This is a genomic window from Salinimicrobium maris (assembly GCF_049680855.1).
Lineage (GTDB): Bacteria > Bacteroidota > Bacteroidia > Flavobacteriales > Flavobacteriaceae > Salinimicrobium.
On record NZ_JBMPGS010000003.1, the window covers coordinates 85452 to 108243 of the forward strand.

The 22792-nt window shown below is 40.3% G+C and carries 22 protein-coding genes; 5 read left to right on the forward strand and 17 right to left on the reverse strand.

The window, feature by feature from the left end; genetic code table 11:
- Positions 1-38 precede the first annotated feature (38 nt).
- Positions 39-1007, reverse strand: a complete 969-nt coding sequence (gene trxB / locus ACOV1Q_RS10790) for a thioredoxin-disulfide reductase (protein ID WP_424494406.1) — start codon at positions 1005-1007, stop codon at positions 39-41.
- A 200-nt stretch (positions 1008-1207) separates the two neighbouring features.
- On the opposite strand from trxB, the gene ACOV1Q_RS10795 reads away from it, so the two are divergent.
- A complete protein-coding gene (locus ACOV1Q_RS10795) occupies positions 1208-1831 on the forward strand; it encodes a trimeric intracellular cation channel family protein (protein WP_424494407.1) in 624 nt (207 codons plus the stop codon).
- A 4-nt stretch (positions 1832-1835) separates the two neighbouring features.
- On the opposite strand, the gene ACOV1Q_RS10800 is transcribed toward ACOV1Q_RS10795, so the two are convergent.
- From ACOV1Q_RS10800 to ACOV1Q_RS10815, 4 genes are all read right to left on the reverse strand, one after another.
- Entirely contained in the window at positions 1836-2726 is an 891-nt protein-coding gene (locus ACOV1Q_RS10800; protein ID WP_424494408.1) for a D-isomer specific 2-hydroxyacid dehydrogenase family protein, read from the reverse strand.
- Between the two features lie 29 nt (positions 2727-2755).
- On the reverse strand, positions 2756-4297 hold the full coding sequence (locus ACOV1Q_RS10805) for an acyl-CoA carboxylase subunit beta (RefSeq protein WP_424494409.1): 1542 nt from the start codon (positions 4295-4297) through the stop codon (positions 2756-2758).
- Between the two features lie 96 nt (positions 4298-4393).
- Positions 4394-5836, reverse strand: a complete 1443-nt coding sequence (gene accC, locus ACOV1Q_RS10810) for an acetyl-CoA carboxylase biotin carboxylase subunit (protein WP_424494410.1) — start codon at positions 5834-5836, stop codon at positions 4394-4396.
- A gap of 76 nt (positions 5837-5912) precedes the next feature.
- Positions 5913-6398 carry an acyl-CoA carboxylase biotin carboxyl carrier protein subunit gene (locus ACOV1Q_RS10815; protein WP_424494411.1) on the reverse strand — a complete coding sequence of 162 codons (486 nt, stop codon included), beginning with the start codon at positions 6396-6398 and terminating at the stop codon, positions 5913-5915.
- Between the two features lie 333 nt (positions 6399-6731).
- Between ACOV1Q_RS10815 and ACOV1Q_RS10820 the strand changes: the two genes are divergently transcribed.
- Both ACOV1Q_RS10820 and ACOV1Q_RS10825 read left to right on the forward strand, forming a co-directional pair.
- On the forward strand, positions 6732-6866 hold the full coding sequence (locus ACOV1Q_RS10820) for a hypothetical protein (RefSeq protein WP_424494412.1): 135 nt from the start codon (positions 6732-6734) through the stop codon (positions 6864-6866).
- A 721-nt stretch (positions 6867-7587) separates the two neighbouring features.
- Complete coding sequence (locus tag ACOV1Q_RS10825; protein WP_424494413.1) at positions 7588-7722, forward strand: hypothetical protein; 135 nt, start codon at positions 7588-7590, stop codon at positions 7720-7722.
- Between the two features lie 95 nt (positions 7723-7817).
- Here the strand turns inward: ACOV1Q_RS10825 and ACOV1Q_RS10830 are convergent, their stop codons facing one another.
- The 7 genes from ACOV1Q_RS10830 to thrA form a co-directional block, all read right to left on the reverse strand.
- Positions 7818-8837 carry a cytochrome d ubiquinol oxidase subunit II gene (locus tag ACOV1Q_RS10830; RefSeq protein WP_424494414.1) on the reverse strand — a complete coding sequence of 340 codons (1020 nt, stop codon included), beginning with the start codon at positions 8835-8837 and terminating at the stop codon, positions 7818-7820.
- Positions 8838-8839: 2 nt separating this feature from the next.
- Positions 8840-10141: a cytochrome ubiquinol oxidase subunit I gene (locus ACOV1Q_RS10835; protein ID WP_424494415.1), complete on the reverse strand. Its 1302-nt coding sequence runs from the start codon at positions 10139-10141 to the stop codon at positions 8840-8842.
- A gap of 545 nt (positions 10142-10686) precedes the next feature.
- Positions 10687-11559, reverse strand: coding sequence for a sterol desaturase family protein (locus tag ACOV1Q_RS10840; RefSeq protein ID WP_424494682.1), 873 nt, complete (start codon positions 11557-11559; stop codon positions 10687-10689).
- Positions 11560-11568: 9 nt separating this feature from the next.
- The gene (locus ACOV1Q_RS10845; RefSeq protein WP_424494416.1) at positions 11569-11925 is read right to left on the reverse strand and encodes a DUF3703 domain-containing protein; all 357 of its coding nucleotides are present in this window, start codon (positions 11923-11925) and stop codon (positions 11569-11571) included.
- A 16-nt stretch (positions 11926-11941) separates the two neighbouring features.
- On the reverse strand, positions 11942-13237 hold the full coding sequence (thrC, locus tag ACOV1Q_RS10850) for a threonine synthase (protein ID WP_424494417.1): 1296 nt from the start codon (positions 13235-13237) through the stop codon (positions 11942-11944).
- Positions 13234-14157 (reverse strand): homoserine kinase, encoded by a 924-nt coding sequence (locus ACOV1Q_RS10855; RefSeq protein WP_424494418.1) that lies wholly within the window; start codon positions 14155-14157, stop codon positions 13234-13236. The genes thrC and ACOV1Q_RS10855 overlap by 4 nt, the downstream gene beginning before the upstream one ends.
- Positions 14158-14160: 3 nt before the next feature.
- On the reverse strand, positions 14161-16608 hold the full coding sequence (gene thrA, locus ACOV1Q_RS10860; RefSeq protein WP_424494419.1) for a bifunctional aspartate kinase/homoserine dehydrogenase I: 2448 nt from the start codon (positions 16606-16608) through the stop codon (positions 14161-14163).
- A 53-nt stretch (positions 16609-16661) separates the two neighbouring features.
- Between thrA and ACOV1Q_RS10865 the strand changes: the two genes are divergently transcribed.
- Positions 16662-16802: a hypothetical protein gene (locus ACOV1Q_RS10865; RefSeq protein WP_424494420.1), complete on the forward strand. Its 141-nt coding sequence runs from the start codon at positions 16662-16664 to the stop codon at positions 16800-16802.
- Between the two features lie 198 nt (positions 16803-17000).
- On the opposite strand, the gene ACOV1Q_RS10870 is transcribed toward ACOV1Q_RS10865, so the two are convergent.
- From ACOV1Q_RS10870 to ACOV1Q_RS10885, 4 genes are all read right to left on the reverse strand, one after another.
- Positions 17001-18464 carry a magnesium chelatase gene (locus ACOV1Q_RS10870; RefSeq protein WP_424494421.1) on the reverse strand — a complete coding sequence of 488 codons (1464 nt, stop codon included), beginning with the start codon at positions 18462-18464 and terminating at the stop codon, positions 17001-17003.
- Positions 18465-18578: 114 nt separating this feature from the next.
- Complete coding sequence (locus ACOV1Q_RS10875; protein ID WP_424494422.1) at positions 18579-19709, reverse strand: vWA domain-containing protein; 1131 nt, start codon at positions 19707-19709, stop codon at positions 18579-18581.
- Positions 19710-19842: 133 nt separating this feature from the next.
- Entirely contained in the window at positions 19843-20106 is a 264-nt protein-coding gene (locus tag ACOV1Q_RS10880; RefSeq protein ID WP_424494423.1) for a DUF202 domain-containing protein, read from the reverse strand.
- A gap of 1 nt (position 20107) precedes the next feature.
- The gene (locus ACOV1Q_RS10885) at positions 20108-20470 is read right to left on the reverse strand and encodes a rhodanese-like domain-containing protein (RefSeq protein WP_424494424.1); all 363 of its coding nucleotides are present in this window, start codon (positions 20468-20470) and stop codon (positions 20108-20110) included.
- Between the two features lie 211 nt (positions 20471-20681).
- Between ACOV1Q_RS10885 and ACOV1Q_RS10890 the strand changes: the two genes are divergently transcribed.
- Positions 20682-21983 carry a sulfurtransferase gene (locus tag ACOV1Q_RS10890; protein ID WP_424494425.1) on the forward strand — a complete coding sequence of 434 codons (1302 nt, stop codon included), beginning with the start codon at positions 20682-20684 and terminating at the stop codon, positions 21981-21983.
- A gap of 40 nt (positions 21984-22023) precedes the next feature.
- Here the strand turns inward: ACOV1Q_RS10890 and trhA are convergent, their stop codons facing one another.
- The gene (gene trhA, locus ACOV1Q_RS10895) at positions 22024-22695 is read right to left on the reverse strand and encodes a PAQR family membrane homeostasis protein TrhA (protein ID WP_424494426.1); all 672 of its coding nucleotides are present in this window, start codon (positions 22693-22695) and stop codon (positions 22024-22026) included.
- Between the last annotated feature and the right edge of the window lie 97 nt (positions 22696-22792).

The window sequence follows — 22792 nt, forward strand, 5'->3', positions numbered from 1 at the left end:
ATTCCGGGACTTTTTTATCTTTTTAAGTGTGATCTGGCTTATGCAGTAACTTCTTCATTGCTTTCAACAGCGGCAAGATATCTTTCTGCATCAAGGGCTGCCATACAGCCTGTGCCGGCAGCAGTAATTGCCTGTCGGTACTCTTTATCCTGAACATCTCCACTGGCAAAAACGCCAGGGGCATTGGTTTTGGTAGATTTACCTTTGGTAATAATATAACCCGTAGGATCCATTTCAATTTGATCTTTGAAAATCTCGGTGTTCGGCTTATGTCCAATAGCAATAAACAAACCTGTGATTTTGATCTCTTCCTTTTCACCTGTCTTATTGTTGATCATTTTAAGACCTTCAACCACTTGGTCACCAACAACTTCCTCTACTTCCGTATTATATCTTAAATCAATATTTTTAGTACTTGCTACCCTGTGCTGCATTGCTTTTGAAGCGCGCATTTCATCCCCTCTTACAAGCATTGTTACCTTCGTACAAATATTTGCAAGATACGTAGCCTCTTCGGCTGCAGTATCTCCTCCTCCAACAATTGCTACTTCCTGGTTCTTATAAAAGAAGCCGTCACAAACCGCACAGGCAGAAACGCCGCCGCCTCTCAACTTTTGTTCACTTGGAAGACCCAGGTATTTTGCAGTTGCACCGGTAGATATAATGACGGTTTCAGCTTCAAGTTCTTTAGAATTGTCTACAGTAACTTTATGTATGCCTCCAACTTCTTTGCTAAAATCAACCGCAGTCACCATTCCTATTCTAACATCAGTTCCAAATCGCTCTGCCTGCTGTTGCAGCTGTACCATCATAGTAGGGCCGTCTACACCTTCAGGATATCCGGGAAAATTATCCACTTCGGTAGTGGTAGTTAATTGTCCTCCCGGTTCAAGCCCCGTGTACATCACGGGATGCATATCTGCACGTGCCGCGTAAATGGCTGCCGTATATCCCGCAGGACCAGATCCTATGATTAAGCATTTTACTCTTTCTAATTTTTCGGCCATAATATGTAATACTTTATTTTGTGCAAAAATAATAACTTTCGATAACACTAGAGAGCTAAAGCAATTAACTTTTACTATTTACAAATAGCAGTGTCTAATTACTTCTCCAGAATCATACCAATTTCATAAGAAAAGGTCGTAAATAACCTGTCTTTCTTACTTTTAGAATTAACTTTGCTGTTCATTTTAAAGAAACTGAAATGTCTTTATTCCTGTTACTGGACTTTTTAGGAACCATTGCCTTTGCAACTTCAGGCGCTTTAACGGCGATGCACAAAAAACTGGACATTTTTGGCATTTTTATTATAGGCTTTGTAACGGCCATTGGCGGTGGTACGCTACGAGATGTGCTGACCGGCAGTACACCGGTAATTTGGATGGAACAAACATTGTATATGTATACTATTGGCATCACAGTCATCCTGGCAATTATCTTCAGGAGATATTTAAACCATCTTCGCAAATCTCTTTTCCTGTTTGACACTATTGGACTGGGAATTTTTACCATCACTGGTGTGGAAACAGGGGTTCAAAACGGCCTGGATCCCATTGTATCAATTGCGCTGGGTGCAATGACAGGAACTTTTGGTGGAGTCATTAGAGATATCCTTTGCAATGAGATCCCGGTGATCTTTCGAAAAGAAATTTACGCCACTGCATGTATCATTGGTGCCTTGGCTTACGTCATCCTTTACAACCTGGGGCTAGATAAGGATTTTCTCTACATCGCCACCTCACTCACAGTAATTACCATCAGATTGCTGGTGGTGAGATTTCACATTTCTCTTCCATCATTTTACGTAAACGAGAACATTCAAAAATAGCATTTCACAAACTCTTTATATTTTCCAGTACTTTTTCTGAAAGTCTCCGTTCTGTTTCGGCTGACCATCCCGCGCTTTTCTTTGAAAAAATTACATTCGACCTATTTTCAAGGTCTGCAGGTAATTCTTTTTTCCCATCCCCGTCAAAAATGGCATAATTTGAGGCATTCTTGATCCATTCTTCAAAAGCGCTTTCCTGAAATGGCAATCCAAGTGATGTATTTATAAGAATTTTTTCATGTCCAAAATGACGAAATTCTTCTTCTTTTATAAGCACTGTATTCTTCGGAAGGTGTACTGAAATGATCTCACACTTTTCAAGCAATTCTTTTAGCGGAAGATACTTCACTCCTTTTTCTTCCCATTTTTCCTTCCTGCTGCGGCTAAAGTAGTAAAGCTCGGCACCAAAGGGTAACAGGCATTTCGCCAGCATTTGTCCTGTGGTTCCCAGCCCTATGATACCAATCTTCCTGTTCGTAAGTTCCAGCGGCATTTCCTTCCATTGTTGCTCTCCAAAACCGTGCAGTAATCGAATCAATTCAGAAATAACAAATTCAATCACACCCGGGTCACCATAGTCCCTGATTCCCTTTACCGTAATTCCTCTTTCCCTGGAAAAATTCACCGGTACGTTGGCAGAAGCATCGTCATACAGACTGCAGCACATCCCAATGTATTTAAGATTGGGGCATTTTTTAATAATTTCTTCAGAAATTTGGGTGCGCCACGAGACAAGAACAGCCTCGGCATCTCCTATTCGGTTTAAGATCTCCTCATCACTCTCAGGATAATCCAGATGATATTCAATTTTCTTTTCACTTAGCTTTTGTAGCTCTTCCAGTGCCCAATCCTGAAGTTTTGTTTTATCAAGGCATACAATCCTGTTGAATTTCATTAGTTAAATTTGGAGTTATTAAGTTGTTTCTACAACGGAATATTCCCGTGCTTCCTGTCTGGCCTTAAAACTTCTTTGTTTTCGAGCATGCTAAATCCTTTCAGCAGTTTTCTGCGGGTATCTTTCGGCTGGATCACCTCATCAATAAATCCGCGTTTTGCAGCTTCAAAAGGGTTTGCAAATTTTTCGGCATATTCGGCCTCCTTTTCAGCTAATTTCTTTTCAGGATCTTCGGCGTTCTTTATTTCCTTCCTAAAAATAATTTCACTGGCTCCTTTTGCGCCCATTACAGCAATTTCTGCAGTTGGCCAAGCAAAATTAAGATCGGCGCCAATATGTTTTGAATTCATCACATCATACGCACCACCGTAAGCTTTTCTAGTAATCACCGTCACTTTTGGCACTGTGGCCTCACTCAGCGCGTACAATAATTTAGCCCCATGTAATATGATCCCGTTCCACTCCTGGTCTGTTCCGGGAAGGAAGCCGGGAACATCCACCAAAACAAGCAACGGAATATTGAAACAGTCACAAAAACGGGTAAACCGCGCCGCCTTTCTGGAGCTTTCAACATCTAAAACTCCGGCAAGGCTCATGGGTTGATTGGCCACTATTCCTATACTTCTTCCCCCAAGCCGTGCAAAACCGACAATAATATTATCTGCATAATCTTTATGGATCTCAAAAAAGGAATTTTCATCAATGATTCCCTTGATCACTTCGTGCATATCGTAAGGCTTGTTTGCACTTTCAGGAATGAGATCATTTAGTTGTTCGCGATATTCTTCTCCAAGTTCATAAGGTAATTTTTCGGTAGTATGTTTGTTGCTCTGCGGAAGATAGCTCAGTAGCTTTTTAATATCTTCCAGGCAGGCAATATCATTGGTGGAAGTAACATGTGTCACGCCCGACTTTGTTGAATGTGTACTCGCTCCTCCCAGTTCTTCGGAAGTGACATTTTCATTGGTTACTGTCTTCACCACGTTTGGCCCCGTCACGAACATGTAACTGGAATCCTGAACCATCAACGTAAAGTCTGTCATTGCAGGAGAGTATACCGCGCCACCGGCACAAGGCCCCATAATGGCAGAGATCTGCGGAATCACTCCCGATGCTTTTTGGTTGCGGTGAAAAATATCTGCGTAACCTCCAAGAGATCGAACTCCCTCCTGAATTCTCGCACCACCCGAATCATTTAATCCAATCACCGGCGCGCCAACTTTCATTGCATGATCCATTACTTTACAAATCTTTTCTGCATGGGTTTCTGAAAGTGCGCCGCCAAAAACCGTAAAATCCTGCGCGTATACATAAACGAGTCGGCCGTCAATAGTTCCGTAGCCTGTAACCACACCATCTCCATAGAACTTTTGTTCGTCCATTCCAAAATCTGTGGTGCGGTGGGTGACCAGCATTCCAATTTCTTCAAAAGAACCTTCATCCAGCAGGTAATCCAGTCTTTCACGAGCCGTTAATTTTCGTTTTTCATGTTGTTTGGCTATTCGTTTTTCACCACCTCCCAACTTCGCTGCAGCTATTTTTTCGTTTAGTTTCTGTGTATTATCGCTCATATTTTATCTTCTGAATATAGTTGATCATTTAAAAGAGACTTAAAAAATGCCATTTTTGGCACCTCTTTTATTATTATCATGAACCTTTTACAATTGTTAATTTGAAGGCAATCTAAGTTGTTGTTGATCGCGCAGGTACTGCTTTAAAGCAATAACAGCTGCTAGTCGCGCCTCTTCTTCAATTTCAGATTCCAGTTTTTCTGCAGAATAATATTTCTTCACAAAGTGCGTATCAAAATTCCCACTTCGGAAGGCTTCATGCTCACACACAAATTTTCCGAAGGGAAGTGTCGTCATCACTCCTTCCACCTCATAAGAATTAATTGCCTGAATCATCAACTGAATGGCCTCTTCCCTGCTCTTCCCGTAGGTGATAAGCTTTGCAAGCATAGGGTCATAATATATTGGCACTTCCATGCCTTCTTCAAACCCGTCATCCAACCGAATTCCTTCTTGGTGTGGCGTTCTATATCGCTCCAGTTTTCCCACACTTGGCAGGAAATCATTCAGTGGGTCTTCAGCATAAACTCTCAGCTCCAGCGCATGCCCATTTATTTCAAGATCTTTTTGGGCAAATTTAAGCTCCTCGCCACGTGCTACTCTTATTTGCTGTTCTACAAGATCAATTCCGGTTATCAATTCGGTGACGGGATGTTCTACCTGCAGGCGGGTATTCATTTCTAGAAAATAGAAATTCTTGTCATCATCCAACAGGAATTCTACGGTACCCGCACCTATATAGTCACAGGCTTTTGCCACTCGTACGGCTGCTTCGCCCATTTTCTTCCGAATTTCTTCTGTAAGAACTACAGAAGGAGCTTCCTCCACCACTTTTTGATGTCTTCGCTGTATACTGCATTCCCTCTCAAAAAGGTGAAGCGTATTGCCATGTGTATCTGCCAGCACCTGAATTTCAATATGCCGGGGCGAACTAATATATTTTTCAATAAAGACCGAACCATCACCAAAAGCCGATTCTGCTTCGCTAATCGCTCGTTTCATTTGATCTGCAAGATCTTTTTCCTTTTCTACGATTCGCATCCCTTTACCACCGCCACCGGCCGATGCTTTGATGAGGATAGGAAATCCTATTTCTAAAGCAATCTTCTTAGCTTCTTCTACATCTGTAATAGCTTCATCAATTCCCGGAACCATGGGAATATCATACTTCTTTACAGCTTCCTTGGCTGCAAGTTTGCTTCCCATAATGGTAATAGCTTTAGACCTGGGACCAATAAAGGTGATCCCATTCTTCTCCACATCTTCAGCAAAACCGGCATTTTCACTTAAAAAACCATATCCTGGATGAATGCCATCCACCTTCAGTTGTTGTGCTGCTTCAATAATCTTATCCCCTCTCAAATATGATTCGCTGGAAGGCGCTTCCCCAATAAGCACAGCTTCATCTGCGAATTTTACGTGCGGTGCGTTCCTGTCCGCAGTGGAGTAAACAGCAACGGTTTTAATTCCCATCTTTTGGGCCGTTTTCATCACTCTCAGGGCGATCTCTCCACGGTTTGCTACAAGTATTTTCTTCATGGTATTTTATTTCTTAAGGCACTGCAGGCCCAAAAATGACATTTTTGAATTAGTTTCTAAATGTTTAGGAAAAAGGTTACTCCATTTCTATGAGTAACTGATTTTTGTCTACCGTCTCCCCAACTTTGACCGTGACGGTCTTGATGATCCCGTCTTTTGGTGCCGTAAGGGAATTCTCCATTTTCATGGCTTCCAGTACCAAGAGGTAGTCACCCGCTTTCACCTCGTCGCCTTCTTTAACACTCACGTCAAGGATAAGACCGGGCATGGGAGCCTTTATGGTGTTTGCGGCCTGTGAAGTGCCAAGGGAAAGTCCCATCTCGTCAATAAGAAGATCCAGTTCGTTTGACACTTTTACAGTATATGCTTCGGAATTTAGTTTTACCGTGTATTCTCTTCGGAAGAAATCCTGCTTTAGAATATGAGCTTTAAGAGACTTATTTTCTTTTAAAATATGATAATTCAAAGGAGAAACCTCTCGAGAATCCAGGGCTTCAATTTCTTCCTGACTGAACTCAAACTCATAGGAATCGTTCACTTTGACTTTGTACTTTTTCTCCATATTTTCTAATGTAAAAGCTGATTTTAAAGGTCTTTTTGTAAATATAGAAAATTATGGCTGATTTTATTGAGATGTTGAGAACCTACAACTTTTCAAGCCTGTTCAAACCTAAAGTACATTTCCCTTGCTATTCAAAAAAGGCATTTTTGAATTCTATTATTAAGAACAACCAACTGGATATCAGTTAAATGAGAAGGATTTTACTTTCAAAACTGAATGTAATAGTTAAAGATCTGTTAATTCAGTACTTGTTTATACCCAGTACTGTAACAAAATTATAGATAAACAGTCTTTTAAGTACAATCAATCTTTTAACTATTAAATATTTCAATCATGGAAACTCTGGTAAATATCATCGAAAACTACAATATCATTAAAGAAGGCGGACTCACCCACAGAAAACATTTTCTAAACCAGAAAATTTCAGGAAAGAACAGCTGGTATAACAGAAGACGATACGCCTTATAATAAAATAGATAAGTAAATCATCAATCTAAAAAACGAACATCATGAGAACTTCAGACAAAAAGCACTTTTTCAACGCAGTATCTTCAGCAAAAGACAACTGGACAGAGAAAAGAAGATATGCCTAATCAGCATAAGCCCTCCAAAAAATTTAATTCATCAATCTAAAAAACAAATATCATGAAAACTTCAGACAAAAAGCACTTTTTCAATACAGTATCTTCAGTAAAAGACAACTGGACAGAAAAAAGAAGATATGCCTAATCAGCATAAGCCCTCCAAAAAATTTAATTCATTAATCTAAAAAACAAATATCATGAGAACTTCAGACAAAAAACACTTTTTCAACGCAGTATCTTCAGCAAAAGACAACTGGACAGGGAAAAGAAGATATGCCTAATCAGCATAAGTCCTCCAAAAAATTTAATTCATCAATCTAAAAAAAAAATATCATGAGAACTTCAGACAAAAAGCACTTTTTCAACGCAGTATCTTCAGTAAAAGACAACTGGACAGAGAAAAGAAGATATGCCTAATCAGCATAAGCCCTCCAAAAAAATTTAATTCAACAATCTAAAAACGAACATCATGAAAGCACAGGAAAAAAAACAGTTCTGGAACACGATTCCACCCTCAAAAAGAGATAATTGGACAGAAAAGAGACGTTACGGTCACTGAGAAGAAGATATTAAACCATGCTATTTTAGCACAAAAACAGCAAATCATGACAACTTTAGAACACGTTATTGAAAACTATAATGTCATTAAGGAAGGAGGAATTACTCATAGGAGACATTTTATGAACCAGAAATCATCGCAAAGGAATACCTGGTACAACAGAAAACGTTACGCCAACTAACCTTAAAAATCAGCAGGATGAAGAATTTAAAAAGATGAGCCGGTACAAGGGAAATTGTTACCGGCTTTTTTTTGCTCTTATATAAGATTCTGTTTTTACTTTTCCAGCACCTTTATCATCCTGAAAGACTTCATCAAGTGAAACAAACCTGGTAGAATAAAGAACCCACCAATTAACAGCATAATCGCAAGATTTTTAATTGTAGCTTCCGGCGCAACATTTTCCAGTAAACTTACCTCTTCGTTTTGTGTAATGATAATGTAGGGAAAATGAGCCACCAGGGCAGCAAAAAGAACCAGTACTACCTGGAATCCCGCAAGATACCGACTTCCAATTCTATTCTCATTCCTAATGAATCTCCAAAGTGGGATGAGCAATAAACCTGATAAACCAATACATGCCAGTGAAACAGGATTGTGAATGAAATCCTGAATAAATTCTATGCCATTGAAATATCCGTAAACGATAAGAAGGAATCCAATTACTACTAAGGCTATTGTAAACGCGGCAGATTGCCGACTGAAAAATTTTCTGGGTGCACCTTCAGTTTCCCCAATGAGTAAAGTAGATGCCAGGAAAGCGCAAAGTGCAGCATAAAATAACCCCACGAGCAGCGTGAACATATTTAACCATGGATGGATAAAAATATCCATAAAATGAACTTCAGAATAATCTTCCGTTAACAGGATCTCTCCGCTAATCAGGGCGCCAAAGGACATTCCGAGGAAAATAGGAGTTATTAAACTTGAGATCCTGAACATCCAGTTGTAGAGTACCTGCGACCGATCTACCACGGCATCATAATGCCTGAAAATAAAAGCCACACCCCGCATGGTAATACCAAGTAGCACCAGCGTAAATGGTATATGAAGATACACAATGATCACATTAAAATACACCGGAAAAGCAATCCATAAGATCACAATAAGAATGATAAGCCATATATGGTTGGCTTCCCAAATAGGACCCATTACCCTGTAAATGGTGTCACGGGTCATGGATTTATTTTTTTCCACAGTAAATAATTCTACTATCCCGGCTCCAAAGTCGGCACCTCCCAACAGGACGTACAGGAAAAAGGAGAAAAGAAGAAAAAACAAAACAACGTATAACATAGCTACTCGTTTGAAGAATTTAGTGCCTTAATTTGCCTTCCCATCAACCAAGTTACTGTAAGGGCAAGGATGATGTAGACCATAAGGTACATATAGAAACTGAATTTCATGCCGGGCATTGGAGTGACCGCATCTTTGGTTTTCATGATGCCATGGATTATCCAGGGTTGGCGACCTACTTCTGTAACCACCCAACCTGCTTCTATCGCAATGAAGCCTAAGGGAGCTAAAAAGATAAAGAATAACCAGTATGCCTTTTTGTTAAACCAGGATTTCTTCTTTAGACTTATAAAGTAAAAAATAGCTGCAAGTACTAACAGGCTTCCAATTCCCACCATGATCTGGAACGCATAATGTACAATAGCGACAGGGGGCAGTTCATCATCGGGAAAGTCATTAAGACCCTGTACCTCTGCATCAAAATCTCCAAAAGCCAAAAATGAGAGCGCTTTTGGGATCTCTACTTTATGAGTAACTATACGCTTCTCTTCATCTACAATTCCGCCAATATAAAGAGGAGCACCGTTTTCAGTTTCATAATGTGCTTCCATAGCAGCAAGTTTCACAGGCTGTCGTTCGGCAACATCTTTAGCCGAAATATCCCCGCTTATTGGCTGTAATATTGCCGCTATCGCTCCAAAAATTATTGATATTTTAAATGCCTTTTTATGAACTTCTACTTTTCGATTTTTAAAAATCTGGAAGGCATGAATTCCCGCCACTCCAAAACTGGTAGCCACAAAAGCCGCAAGAGTCATATGCAAAGCCTGGGTGAACCAGGCAGGATTTAGAAATGCCTGCACAGGATCAATATTTGTAAACTCCCCGTTTATATAATCAAATCCTGTGGGCGCATTCATCCAGCCGTTGGCTGAAACTACCAGGATTCCCGATGCCACTCCTGCAATTCCTATAATGATCCCGGTAAACCAATGAAATTTTTCAGGAATTTTATTCCAGCCATAGAGATAGAAACCAAGGGCAATAGCTTCTATAAAGAACGCAGCTCCTTCCAGGGAAAAAGGCATCCCTATGATTGGCCCGGCATGTTTCATAAATTCCGGCCATAGCATTCCCAGTTCAAAAGATAATGCTGTTCCTGAAACTGCTCCCGTGACGAAGAAAATGGCTACTCCTTTTTGCCAGGACTTCGTAAGTTGTAAATAAACAGGATTCCTCGTGTTTAACCACTTTTTATGCGACACTACCATAAAGAAAGGCATCACCATCCCTATACAGGCAAAGATAATATGAAACCCAAGTGTAAAGGCCATTTGAAGCCGCGCATAATCCAGATTTTCCATTTCAAAAAATTAACGTGAATGTTCTATTTTTAAGTTGACATTCCCTGTTTTTCAATGTATAAATTTAGGAAATTATCCTGCGGAGGACGCAATGCTCCTTTACTAATATCGAAGTTTTTTTATCCTATAGTTGCGGGAAGAAAGGAGTTAAAAAAATACCCTTTTTGAAACGAGAAATTCAAATGTAAAATCCCTTGAAACAAAATAATTGAGAAAGGATTTTTCCTGATAGACCTTCAGAAATGCATTTTTATCATCCTGCTCCTGAAATTCTTCACCTATATATCTTAAAATTATCTTAAAATCAAGGCATTAGAGCTCTTTTAGGTTCCATTTTATCTAGAAATAACGGCTCGAGCAATTCACAAAAAATTATAATTTATTATCATTCACATACTTATAATTTTTATTATATTGATAATCCTTAAGTTTTTAAGGAAAAAATAAAAGGAGTCTGTAAAATATATCATATAAACTTACCGGAACAATAATTGTTTGAATTAGCCGAATTCAACGAAAGGCTGCCATCAAGGCAGCCTTATTTTTTAGGACTTTTTAAAGGGAAATTTTACCTGTTCCCAGAAACCTTCAGGGAAAACCTCATCGTTCTCAAAACCTGTCTCCACCTCAACGGCAGATTCCGGCACATAGGCAGTTTTAAAAATATAATCCCAAATGCTCAGCGTTAATCCAAAGTTTACACCATTTCTACGATTTTCAGGAAGATGCCGACTATGATGCCAGATGTGCATTTTTGGGTTGTTCAGAATGTATTTTAAAGGTCCGTAATCCCAACGAAGGTTCGCATGGTTAAGATGACCAATTAATACAGCAAACATATGCACTACGAAAAAATCTTTTATTCCGAAGCCAATCATCGCCAGCGGAATATATTGCAGGGTTTTGTAAACAATCGTTTCTATAAAATGAAACCGGAATTGCGCACCAAAACCCATTTCTTTTACGCTGTGATGCACCTGGTGAAATTTCCATAAAAAATCTGACTTATGCAGCCACCTGTGTATATTCCACTGAATGAAATCGGCAATCACGAGCATGATTATAAGCTGTGCCCAAACGGGATAAGATTGAACTTCAAAAGCTACGAGATTTTCTATTCCGAAGAACAGCAAAATGTCTTCAAAGAACGCAACTCCTACATTTGAAAGCGCATTGTAGCCTATGAGCGAAAAGAGAAAAAAATTAAAAAGAATATAGAAAGAGTCCAGCCAAAAGCCTTTTCTGAATATCTTTTGATGCTTTCTCCAGGGAATGATGATCTCTAAACCCCAAACCATAAGCGATAAGGCCAGCAACCAGTAAAAGTAATTATTCCACGCCGGATTCATTATTTCACCAAGTAAATAATGAAAATAACCCGTAAAGGAATCAAGAATGATATTTAAATATTTTTCTATACTCAAAAATCAGGTTTTGGAGAACATTTTCTGAATATCTGCAGGCAACGGCATTGGTTTTAGGGGCGGCACATTCGCCCCACCTGTATTTCCTACAGGTACTTTTCCCACAAAAGATTTCACGCCTCCCACAAGCAGTCGTGGTAACTGTCCAAAAATTTCACTCTTGCTTTTAATTTTAAAACCGAATTTCAGCATAAGCCAGTGAGCATAAGTATGCGGGTAAGGATAAGATTGCCCAATGATATGGGCCCGCTCAAGATGAGCCCACGCTTGAGAATAATTCCCATTTTTAATGTAATGCCTGTACTTCACCAGTTCCCTTGAAAAAAAATGTTCAAGCCGCTTCGGAAATTTCGTGTTCATAAAAAGCAATTATCTGCTAATTTAATAAAAAAGCCTTCAATTCTTCATAATCAGAAATTTGCAAAGCTTTCTTCTCTCTTTTATTTAATTCCGCAAGTTCAGTGGGAATTTCAACTTTTTCACTAATTACCTTTTCTACTGTTTCCAGAAACTTGACCGGATGAGCTGTCTCAAGAAAAACACCGCTGTAGTCCGGGTTTTCCTTCTGAAATGCTTTAAGTCCAAGATATCCTACCGCGCCATGAGGATCCATAACATAACCCATTTCCTGAAACACTTTTTTAATTGCTTCTTTAGTTTGTTCATCATCAAAACTATAAGAAGAGATGATATTTTTAAGATTTGAAAAGTCATTTTCAAAAAGTTCCAGAATCCGCACGAAATTACTGGGATCTCCTACATCCATCGCATTTGAAATGGTTTGGATACTGGGTTTGGGCGCATAATCTTCAGTATTAAAATATCGTGTGATCACATCATTCGCGTTATTGGCTGCCACAAAATGCTGAATTGGCAATCCCAATTTTTGAGCTACAAGTCCGGCGCAAATATTCCCAAAGTTTCCACTGGGAACCGAAAAGACCGTGTTTTTGTTTTTATTTTCCAGTTGTTTGTAAGCGAGCAAGTAATAGAACATTTGGGGCAACCAGCGGGCTACATTTATGGAATTTGCAGAAGTTAATTTTCTTTGCTGCGCAATATCTTCATCCAAAAATGCCCTTTTTACCATCTGTTGGCATTCATCAAAAGCCCCTTCCACTTCCAGGGCAGTAATGTTTTGCCCGAGCCGCGTTAATTGTTTCTCCTGGATTTCACTCACTTTTCCTTTGGGATAAAGGATCACCACATCAATTCCTTGCACACCCAGGAACCCGTTGGCAACCGCACCGCCCGTATCTCCTGAAGTCGCAACCAGAACGGTTACTTTTCCCAAATTTCCCTTTTTTATGAAGTAGCCCAATGAACTCGCCATAAACTTCGCACCTACGTCTTTAAAAGCTAACGTAGGACCGTGAAACAGCTCCAAAACGCTCACATCTTTCTCCAGTTTTACCAGCGGAAAATCAAAGTTTAGCGTATTCTCCACAATCTTCTCAAGCTCCGGCTTCGGAATTTCTTTTCCTATAAAATTCTTGATGGCTTCATATCCAATTTCCGTTTTGGACAAAGCATTTAAATTTTTAAAAAAGGAATCAGGCAACTTTTGAATTTCCTGCGGAAAATACAAACCTTTATCGGGTGCCAATCCTCTTACCACTGCCTCTTCAAAAGTGGCAAAATGCGCTCTGTTATTTAAACTGAAGTATTTCATTTTAAAATTTTTACACCTTCATTTCCTATTTTCGAAAGATGAAGATCAAATTCAATTTCTTTTTCCTGATAAAATTCATGGATCGCTTTTTTTACAGCCTCAGCCTTTTCCTGTCCGCGGCACATCGCAAAAACGGAAGGACCAGATCCCGAAATTCCGAAGCCCAAAGCACCTTTTTGAATACTTATTTTCCGAAGTTCGTCAAAATACGGGATCAAAATAGAGCGAACCGGTTCTACGATCTCATCTTTTAAGCTTCGGCCCAGTAGATTATAATCTTCAGTGTAGAGCCCGCTTATAAACGCTGCAAGATTTCCCCACTGATTAATGGCTTTTTGAAGGCTTATGTTTTGCCTGATGATGCCGCGCGAATCTCGCGTATTGACTTCAATTCGCGGATGAAGAATCACCATCCTAAGTTCAGCTGGCGCAGGCAGTTTCAAAATCTCCAGAGGCTCATAGCTTTTAACAAGACTAAAACCACCTAAAAGCGCGGGAGCGACATTATCTGCATGGGCATTTCCGCTGGCAAGTCGCTCTCCTTCCATCGCGAAAGGAATGAGTTCTTGGGCAGTAAAAGGTGTTCCCAGCAGCTTGTTCACAGCAAAGACCGCCCCCGCTGAACTCGCCGCACTGCTACCAATGCCACTGCCAGATTTTATCTTTTTGTAGATCTCAATATCAAATCCCTGATGCCTTTTTAGTTTATTCAGCAGCGCCTTTACCGCAACTCCTGCTACGTTTTTGTCGGTTTCCAGCGGCAACTCCTGTCCGGTAATTTTGGTGATTCTAATCTCCTGCAGGTCATTCTTTCTTATAAGCATCTCGTCTCCTACATTGTCCAGGCAACAGCCAAGAACATCAAATCCACAGGAGAGATTGGCGACAGTAGCAGGCGCGAAAATTTTGATTTCTTCCATCGCTTACTTTTTTCCAATTCTTATGACATCGGCAAAAATTCCTGAAGCCGTAACATCTGCCCCGGCACCGGCGCCCTTAACGATCAATGGCTGCTGACTGTACCTGTCTGTAAAGAACAACACGATGTTGTCGCTACCGCTCAAATTGTAAAAAGGATGCTCTGGCCCCACCTGCTGCAGTCCTACTTTCGCTTTGCCTTCCTCCAGCTGTGCCACATATTTTAGCTGCGCATTATTTTCGGCCGCGCTTTTGTACATCTTTTGAAATCTTTCTTCTTCCTGCTTCAGGAGATCAAAAAAGGCTTCATTGGAAGCAGAACTTAAGCTTTCTTCGGAAAGGAAACTTTCATTCTCAATATCATCCAGTTCCATTTCTAGTCCACTTTCACGGGAAAGGATCAGGATCTTTCTGGCAACATCCACTCCGCTCAAATCGATCTTTGGATCGGGTTCGGTATAGCCTTCCTTCATTGCTGCCTCTATTACCTTATAGAATGGTTCTTCAGCTTTGTAATTATTGAAAACAAAATTCAGACTTCCGGAGAGCACGGCCTGGATCTTATTCACCCTGTCGCCAGATGCCACCAGGTTTTTTAGAGTATCAATAATAGGCAAACCGGCACCTACGTTGGTTTCATAAAGAAAAGAAGCTCCGTATTCCCTCGAGAGATCCTGCAACCTGGAATATGCTTGAAAATCCTGTGAACAGGCTATTTTATTACAGGTAACCACCGAGATTGAATTACTGAGATACGCGCTGTACAGGTAAGAAATTTCTGCACTTGCTGTGTTATCCACAAAAATACTGTTCCTTAAGTTCAATTCTTTTACCCTTTCAAAAAAGCCTTTTTGATCTGCCTTTTGGCCAACTTTGATAAGCTCTTCCCAATTATTTAGATCAAGCCCGTTCTCATCAAAGACCATTTTGCGGGAATTGGATAATCCCAAAATTCTCACTTTCAACCTAAGTTTATCCAGAAGATACTGCTCCTGATTTTTAAGCTGTGAAAGTAATTTGCTTCCCACATTTCCAACTCCCGTGATAAATAGGTTTAGTTCTTTGGAAGGCACCTCAAAAAACTGCTCATGCAGCACGTTCAATGCTTTCGTAACATCATTTTTGGAAATTACTGCGGAAATATTCCTTTCTGAAGATCCCTGGGCGATCGCCCGAATGTTGATGTTGTTATTTCCTAGGGCGCTAAACATTTTTCCGCTAAGGCCGTGGTGACTTTTCATCCTGTCCCCTACAAGAGCAACAATCGCAACATTGTCTTCAATTTCTACTGCTTTGATCTTCTGATATTCTCTCTCTACAGCAAAAGCTTCGTCCAGCGCCTCTTTAGCGGCGGCGGCTTCGTCACTTTTTACTGCAATACAAATGCTATGTTCTGAAGATGCCTGGGTAATGAGTACCACGTTGATGTTCTCATGAAAAAGCACGTCAAAACACCTTTTTGAGAACCCGGGGATTCCAACCATTCCGCTGCCCTCAATGTTGATGAGCTTTACAGAATCTATATGTGTTATCCCGGTGACCCATCTAAAATTCTCTTTGCTTCCTTTAGAAATAAGGGTTCCCTCCTCCTCTGGCCTGAAAGTGTTTTTTATATGAATCTCGATTTGCTTGTTCAGGAGAGGCTGAAGCGTAGGCGGATACAGAACTTTTGCTCCAAAATGAGATAATTCCATCGCTTCCTGATAGGAAATATTCTTCAGCGAATAAGCCTGCTGCACGATATTGGGATTGGCGGTGAACATTCCGTCGACATCGGTGTAGACGGTAAGCCTTTCCGCATCAAGAGCGCCCGCAAAAATTGCTGCAGTAAAATCCGATCCGCCACGACCAAGTGTACTGGGGATTCCCTGTTCATTTTTGGCTATAAAACCGGGTGCTACAGATATTTTGGCTGTATGGCTTCCAATGAATTTTTTGATATTCTTATAGGTTTTCTCATAGTTCACCTGAATCTTTTCATTGGTGTTGCGGCAAACGATCAATTCGCGGGAATCCATGAACTGCACATCTTCCCCAAGGCTTTGAAAATATGCATTAATGATAAGTGAGGATAAAATTTCCCCAAAGCCTGAAATCACATGTTTGGTCCTGTTGGAAAGTTCATTGAGCAGGTAAACTCCTTCGTAAAGGGTTTCCAGGCGGTTGAATTCATTCTTGACCTTGCTTAAAATGCTGCTTTGGTCTTTTACCGGAATAAGTGCCCTAACTGCTTCCAGGTGTCGGGTTTCGTTCTTTTCCAGCAGTTTCTTATAGTCAGAATTTTCGGCAGCAGCCATTTCTGCCATTTGTAATAAATCATTGGTTACTCCTCCAAAAGCGGAAAAAACTGCGACAGTATTTCCTTCCTGTGCTTTTTTCTGAACGATTGCTACAACCTGTTTTATACGTTCCGGGGATGCCACAGAGGAGCCTCCGAATTTCAAAATATTCATAATATGGATTTAGTTGGATTATTGAATTTCCTGCCTTTTATAGGCAAATGGATATGCGGACGGAATTATATATAGCTCTCTACCCCAAAGGGGTAATCGTAGTAGAAATAAGCATGCCGCCAGCCATTATAGCAGAAGTATTAGGAGTATATATGGACCGGCTGTTTTTCATCTTTGGCGTAAACGAATGGTAAATGTATATATTTTTAACTATAAAAGAAACGGAATTTTAAAATTCAGGAAAGAAATATGATATTATGATTTAAACATTAAAAAAATGCCCATTTCACAAAATGAAAGGGCATTTCCTGTTTATTCGCTAAAGCTCCCGGTCCGGGAAAATTAAAATTACTTCCAAAAGCTCATTTTTCGATGTTTCCTGCAGGCAATTCTTATAATCCGCTGATGTAACTTCCGTAGAGATCTTTAAACTGTAACCCCTGCGAAAAGCGGAATTTATTGAGCTTTCTATATTCAACCAGCCCCCAAAGGAGGAATTCCTTCAGGAAATAACTATCCTCTTTAGGAATATCTTTCTGGTATTTCTGAACAAGTTCGTTTAGCGGCGGAATGGAATCCAGTTGTTTTTTATATTCTTCATCTGCAGTATCATCCAAGAGTTCAAAACCGCTTTCAGAAAAGAACCATTCTACCAGGTCATTGTACGGACTTTCAGCATCGGCTTTTTCAAGCTTTTCGATCTTCGGAAAAAACTGCGGAAACATGGTCTTAACCGCATCCCCAATCAATTGAAGAGCAACCGATGCACTTCCCTCCTGTTCTCCTTCATAAACTAGCTCCACTTTCCCGGTTATTGCAGGAATAACTCCTAAAAAGTCTCCAAATCTAAGGCTGGTCTTTTCTTCCCCGTTTTTAATGGTGCGTCTTTCAGCAGTACTTAAAAGATTTTCAAAGCCCGAGATACTCATACGGGCGCTAATTCCGCTGCGGGCATCTATGAATTCGTTATCCCGCGCCTCAAAGCTAATTTGTTCCAACAGATCTTTTGCCATTTCGGGAACGTGCACCATTTTTAACTGGGCTTCATCCAGTTTTGCTTCCTGGCTGGTAATTGTTTTTGCGGTCTCAACAGATTGCGGATAATGCGTAAGGATTTGGGAGCCAATTCTATCTTTTAATGGTGTTACAATGCTTCCTCGGTTGGTATAATCTTCAGGGTTTGCCGTAAAGACAAATTGCATATCTAAGGGAAGCCGAAGTTTAAATCCTCTAATCTGTATATCTCCTTCCTGCAGAATATTGAAAAGTGCCACCTGTATCCTGGCCTGAAGATCGGGCAGCTCGTTGATCACAAAAATACTTCTGTTCGCCCGGGGAATCATTCCGAAGTGGATCACACGATCATCGGCATAACTAAGCTTAAGATTTGCTGCTTTAATGGGATCTACGTCACCAATTAAGTCTGCCACGGTAACATCTGGAGTGGCTAATTTTTCAAAGAAACGTTCATCGCGATGTACCCAGGTTATTGGGGTGTCATCTCCTTTTTCCTTCAGCAGCTCTTTGGAATATCTTGAAATTGGATGAAAAGGATCATCATTTATTTCAGAACCTTCTACCACGGGAAGCCATTCGTCCAACAGGTTCACCATGAGCCTTGCAAGCCGCGTTTTTGCCTGTCCTCTTAAACCGAGCAAATTTATATTGTGCCGGGAAAGAATAGCTCTTTCTAACTCCGGAATTACCGTATGTTCATAGCCATGAATTCCTTCAAAAGCCGGTTTTCCGCTTCTTATTTTTTCTATCAGGTTTTGTCTTAATTCTTCTTTTATGCTTCTACTCTTATATCCTGAAGCCTTTAACTCTCCAAAAGTCTTTGCCTTTTTTTCCTTCATTTTCTCTTTTTTATTTTTTCAGAATTCCGCTGTAAAACCTCATTTTTGAAGCTACAGTTTTTAGCTTTTCCAGTTGCCTGAAAGTTTCACGACCTGTTCAAAAACCCGAAATTCTTATCCTTTTATTCTTCTTTTCCTATTTGTTTTATAATCTTCGAAGATCATTTCACCAAGTCCCTTCAAACCCGTAAAAAAGGCCTTACCCTTGTTTGCCTGTGTAAATTCTCTCACAAATCTTTCAAGGTAAGGATCTTGCGCAATCATAAAAGTAGTGATGGGAATGTGTAATTTTCTTGCCTGGCGTGCAGCATTGTAACATTTATCTACGATATAGGAATCCAATCCCAAACTATTCTTGTAGTAATTACCATCTCTTTCACGAATGCAGCTGGGTTTTCCATCTGTGATCATGAAGATTTGTTTGTTGGTATTCCGTTTTCGGCGCAAAAGATCCATCGCTAGCTGCAGGCCGGCAACTGTATTGGTGTGATACGGCCCAACCTTAAGATACGGCAGGTCAGCAATGGAAATTGCCCATGCATCATTCCCAAAAACCAGGATATCCAGTGTATCTTTTGGATAACGTGTGGTAATTAATTCTGCCAGTGCCATGGCTACTTTTTTTGCCGGGGTGATCCTGTCTTCGCCATACAAGATCATACTGTGGCTAATATCAATCATCAACACTGTGCTCATCTGGGATTTATGATGGGTTTCCTCTACCACCAGGTCATCTTCTGTCATCTTAAAATCGCCGGTGCCGTGGTTGATCTGCGCATTCCGCAGACTTTCGGTCATGGAAATTTTATCAAGAGGATCTCCATAATGGAATTCTTTGAATTCCCCTGTGTGTTCATCTCCTAAGCCCTGTCTTTTTGTAGAATGACTGCCAGTTTTGCTCTTTTTGAGCCTTCCAAAGATCTGGTCTAGCGCTTTTTGCCGAATCGCCTGCTCTGTCTTGGCAGTAATGGCCATGCCACCTTCCCCGTCGGGATCTATTTCCTCCCGTATGTATCCTTTGTTCTTAAGATCTTCAATAAAATCATCTATGGTATAATCTTCGTCTGTAAGATCATATTCCGCATCTAATTGGCGCAGCCATTCTATGGCTTCATCAAAATCGCCTGAGGTATGCGTGATAAGTTCTTTAAATATTTCGAAAAGCTTATCGAAAGGGGAAACATTAGGTGCTTCATATTTCTTAAATACAAAACCCTTTTTTACTGCATCATTCTTCTTTTCCATAGCTCTAAAGTTAAGGCATTTTCAATTGAAATTGAAGAGGGAAATGAGCTTAATTCAGACTTCTAGCCTTTACCGCATTTAAAAATTCCTTCTGAAACAGGAAAAAACCAAAATATTGGGAGTTGTTCAACTGCTAATCTCGATGGTATCTTTTTATATGTCGTTTCACATATAAAAACCTACCGGCACCCACAGCCAGGATAATTGGGGCAAGAATTAAAAAGAAAATTCCCAGCCCATACATTTCCTCTAATAGTTCTACTTTTAAAATGGCAATCCCCGAACTAAGAATTACTACAAATGTGCGAAAATATGCCAAAAAAGTCCGTTCATTTGCCATCCGGGTCCTGTCAATTGCCAGCCAGTCTCGCGTAATAAGTTCTTCTTTTTTGGCCATTTTATTCTTTTAATTTTTTTTGCCAGGAGAGGTAACCTCCTTCGAGGTTGTAAATTTTAAGAAATCCCATTTGATATAGCTCTTTGGCTGCATTGCTACTACGATTTCCGCTTCTGCAATAAATGTAGACCGGTCTTTCCCGGTCTAACCTGTCAATTTCCATCAAAAAGTCATTTGATTTATAGTCCACATTTTTAGCTCCTACAATATGCCCTTCATCAAATTCTTCAGGAGTGCGCACATCAATCAGCTGCACATGTGCAGCCTGGATTTCCGCTTTAAATTCCTGCGGCTTTAAATTTATAATGCTCCCTTCGTGCTGTGCAAAAAGACTCGCACCAGTTATAATTAGAGCTAGCGTCATTAATATCTTTTTCATGTCATAAATATAGAAATATTCCTTTCGACATTAAAGGCATTTTCACTTCGGAAGTTTAAAAATGGGAAAACAAATAAGAATTTCAACAGAGATTTGTTAAAGATTTTATAGCTCCTTCAGCAAGGAGGAAAAAATTCTTTAGATTTACGTGAAAGGTTATAAACCAATATAATTTTTAGAAAAAAATCCGCATCATATGTCCCATTTTATAGAGATTAGCACAAACGAACTTCAAAAACGAAATGCACAAGGCGCAAAAATTATAGATGTTAGAGCTGTGGATGCCTATAATGGGTGGAAACTTCAAAATGAAGCACGGGGAGGACATATTAAAGGAGCAAAATCGCTTCCGGTGAAGTGGATAAAGTACATGGACTGGATAGAAAGTGTAAAACACAAAAATATCCAGGAGGAAGATGACATTATCTTATATGGCTATAATTCCGAAGAAAGTGAGAAGGTAGCTGAACAATTTAAAAAAGCTGGCTATTCAAAAATCACTGTCTATAATGCCTTTTTAGAGGAGTGGGTAAAGGACGATTCATATCCCATGGAAAAGTTAGCGAATTATAAGCACCTTGTTTCAGCAGAGTGGCTTCAAAAATTGATTTCCGGAGAGGATCCCATGGAGTATAATAATAATAAATATGTGGTAGTACATGCGCATTACAGAAATCGTGACGCTTATTTGAGCGGTCACATTCCCGGCGCAATCGATATGGATACCAATGCGCTGGAATCGACAGAAACCTGGAACCGCAGAAGTCCCGAAGAATTAAAAGAAGCCCTTGAACAGCATGGAATCACAGCGGATACCACCGTCATTTTATACGGAAAATTCATGTTCCCTGATAATGACGATGAATTCCCGGGAAGTGCTGCAGGAGATATAGGTGCCATTCGAAACGCTTTTATCATGATGTACGCCGGAGTAAAGGATGTGAGAATCCTCAACGGCGGATTCCAGTCCTGGCAGGATGCAGGTTTTGAAGTGAGTACAGAGGATGTTCCTAAAAAACCTGTTTCAGATTTTGGTGTAAAAATACCCTCACGACCAGAGCTGGCAGTAGATGTTCCGGAAGCAAAAGAAATGCTGGCGGTACAGGATGCCGAGCTGGTTTGTGTGCGAAGTTATCCCGAATATATTGGAGAAGTAAGCGGCTATAATTACATTGAGGCGAAAGGACGGATTCCCGGAGCAGTTTTTGCCGATTGCGGAAGTGATGCTTATCACATGGAAAATTATCGCAACGTAGACCATACCACCCGTGAATTTCATGAAACGGCTGACATTTGGCATAACAACGGAATTACTCCGGAAAAACACCTCGCCTTTTACTGCGGAACAGGGTGGCGAGGCAGCGAAGCCTGGTTTAACGCCTGGTTGATGGGATGGCCAAAAGTGTCTGTCTATGATGGAGGCTGGTTTGAATGGAGCAACGATCCCACAAATCCTTATGAAACCGGTGTTCCGGAAGAGGTTTCCCGGGAAGCTTAACATTCCATTATCAAAATTCTTTTACTTTTTTGTCTTTCTTCTATGGCAAAACATAGAAGTATATTGATATGAAATGACAAAAGGTACCAAGGAGAACGAACACATGAAATATGGCGTGATTGAAGTTTATGCGATCTAGGCTGAAGATCACTGCCCCAATCGTATAGGAAATTCCGCCGCTCATTAACCACAACAGGCCTTCATAAGAAAAATTATCAATAAGAGGTTTTACGGCAAAGACAATGATCCAGCCCATCACCACGTACATCACGGTAGACACTGTCTGGAATCTGCCGGTGAAAAACAGTTTTAAAACGGCTCCTGCCATTGCCATGGCCCAAACCACCCCAAAAATGATCCAGCCTATTGTACCTTTCAATGTGACCAGAGCAAATGGCGTGTATGTTCCCGCAATTAGGAAATAAATGGAGGCATGATCAAGGATCTTCAGTTTGTACCTCAACCGCGGCGTCTTAGTATTGTGGTAAAAAGTCGAAGCTGCGTACAGTAGAATCATACATCCTCCAAAAATACTGGAACTTACCAGGTGAACGGTTTCTCCCAAACGGCTGGCCCGCCAAACCAGCAAAATGAAACCAAGCACACTTAGCCCAAGACCAAAAGCATGAGAAATGACATTGAGCTTTTCTTCTAAAGGAGAATATGTCTTGGGAGTTTTACTGCTCACGACAATGAATATAAGGATTTTCAAAAGTAGGCAATCATTGCTTTTTTTGATAAATCAAGGCTAAGAAAATTCTTGGAAAAGCATTCCTAAAATAACTAACTTGTCAAAAATGAGATTTTTT

Coding starts and splice junctions, on each gene's coding strand:
- trxB (WP_424494406.1), bottom strand. CDS start 1,007: ATGGCCGAAAAATTAGAAAGAGTAAAATGCTTAATCATAGGATCTGGT.
- ACOV1Q_RS10795 (WP_424494407.1), top strand. CDS start 1,208: ATGTCTTTATTCCTGTTACTGGACTTTTTAGGAACCATTGCCTTTGCA.
- ACOV1Q_RS10800 (WP_424494408.1), bottom strand. CDS start 2,726: ATGAAATTCAACAGGATTGTATGCCTTGATAAAACAAAACTTCAGGAT.
- ACOV1Q_RS10805 (WP_424494409.1), bottom strand. CDS start 4,297: ATGAGCGATAATACACAGAAACTAAACGAAAAAATAGCTGCAGCGAAG.
- accC (WP_424494410.1), bottom strand. CDS start 5,836: ATGAAGAAAATACTTGTAGCAAACCGTGGAGAGATCGCCCTGAGAGTG.
- ACOV1Q_RS10815 (WP_424494411.1), bottom strand. CDS start 6,398: ATGGAGAAAAAGTACAAAGTCAAAGTGAACGATTCCTATGAGTTTGAG.
- ACOV1Q_RS10820 (WP_424494412.1), top strand. CDS start 6,732: ATGGAAACTCTGGTAAATATCATCGAAAACTACAATATCATTAAAGAA.
- ACOV1Q_RS10825 (WP_424494413.1), top strand. CDS start 7,588: ATGACAACTTTAGAACACGTTATTGAAAACTATAATGTCATTAAGGAA.
- ACOV1Q_RS10830 (WP_424494414.1), bottom strand. CDS start 8,837: ATGTTATACGTTGTTTTGTTTTTTCTTCTTTTCTCCTTTTTCCTGTAC.
- ACOV1Q_RS10835 (WP_424494415.1), bottom strand. CDS start 10,141: ATGGAAAATCTGGATTATGCGCGGCTTCAAATGGCCTTTACACTTGGG.
- ACOV1Q_RS10845 (WP_424494416.1), bottom strand. CDS start 11,925: ATGAACACGAAATTTCCGAAGCGGCTTGAACATTTTTTTTCAAGGGAA.
- thrC (WP_424494417.1), bottom strand. CDS start 13,237: ATGAAATACTTCAGTTTAAATAACAGAGCGCATTTTGCCACTTTTGAA.
- ACOV1Q_RS10855 (WP_424494418.1), bottom strand. CDS start 14,157: ATGGAAGAAATCAAAATTTTCGCGCCTGCTACTGTCGCCAATCTCTCC.
- thrA (WP_424494419.1), bottom strand. CDS start 16,608: ATGAATATTTTGAAATTCGGAGGCTCCTCTGTGGCATCCCCGGAACGT.
- ACOV1Q_RS10865 (WP_424494420.1), top strand. CDS start 16,662: ATGCGGACGGAATTATATATAGCTCTCTACCCCAAAGGGGTAATCGTA.
- ACOV1Q_RS10870 (WP_424494421.1), bottom strand. CDS start 18,464: ATGAAGGAAAAAAAGGCAAAGACTTTTGGAGAGTTAAAGGCTTCAGGA.
- ACOV1Q_RS10875 (WP_424494422.1), bottom strand. CDS start 19,709: ATGGAAAAGAAGAATGATGCAGTAAAAAAGGGTTTTGTATTTAAGAAA.
- ACOV1Q_RS10880 (WP_424494423.1), bottom strand. CDS start 20,106: ATGGCCAAAAAAGAAGAACTTATTACGCGAGACTGGCTGGCAATTGAC.
- ACOV1Q_RS10885 (WP_424494424.1), bottom strand. CDS start 20,470: ATGACGCTAGCTCTAATTATAACTGGTGCGAGTCTTTTTGCACAGCAC.
- ACOV1Q_RS10890 (WP_424494425.1), top strand. CDS start 20,682: ATGTCCCATTTTATAGAGATTAGCACAAACGAACTTCAAAAACGAAAT.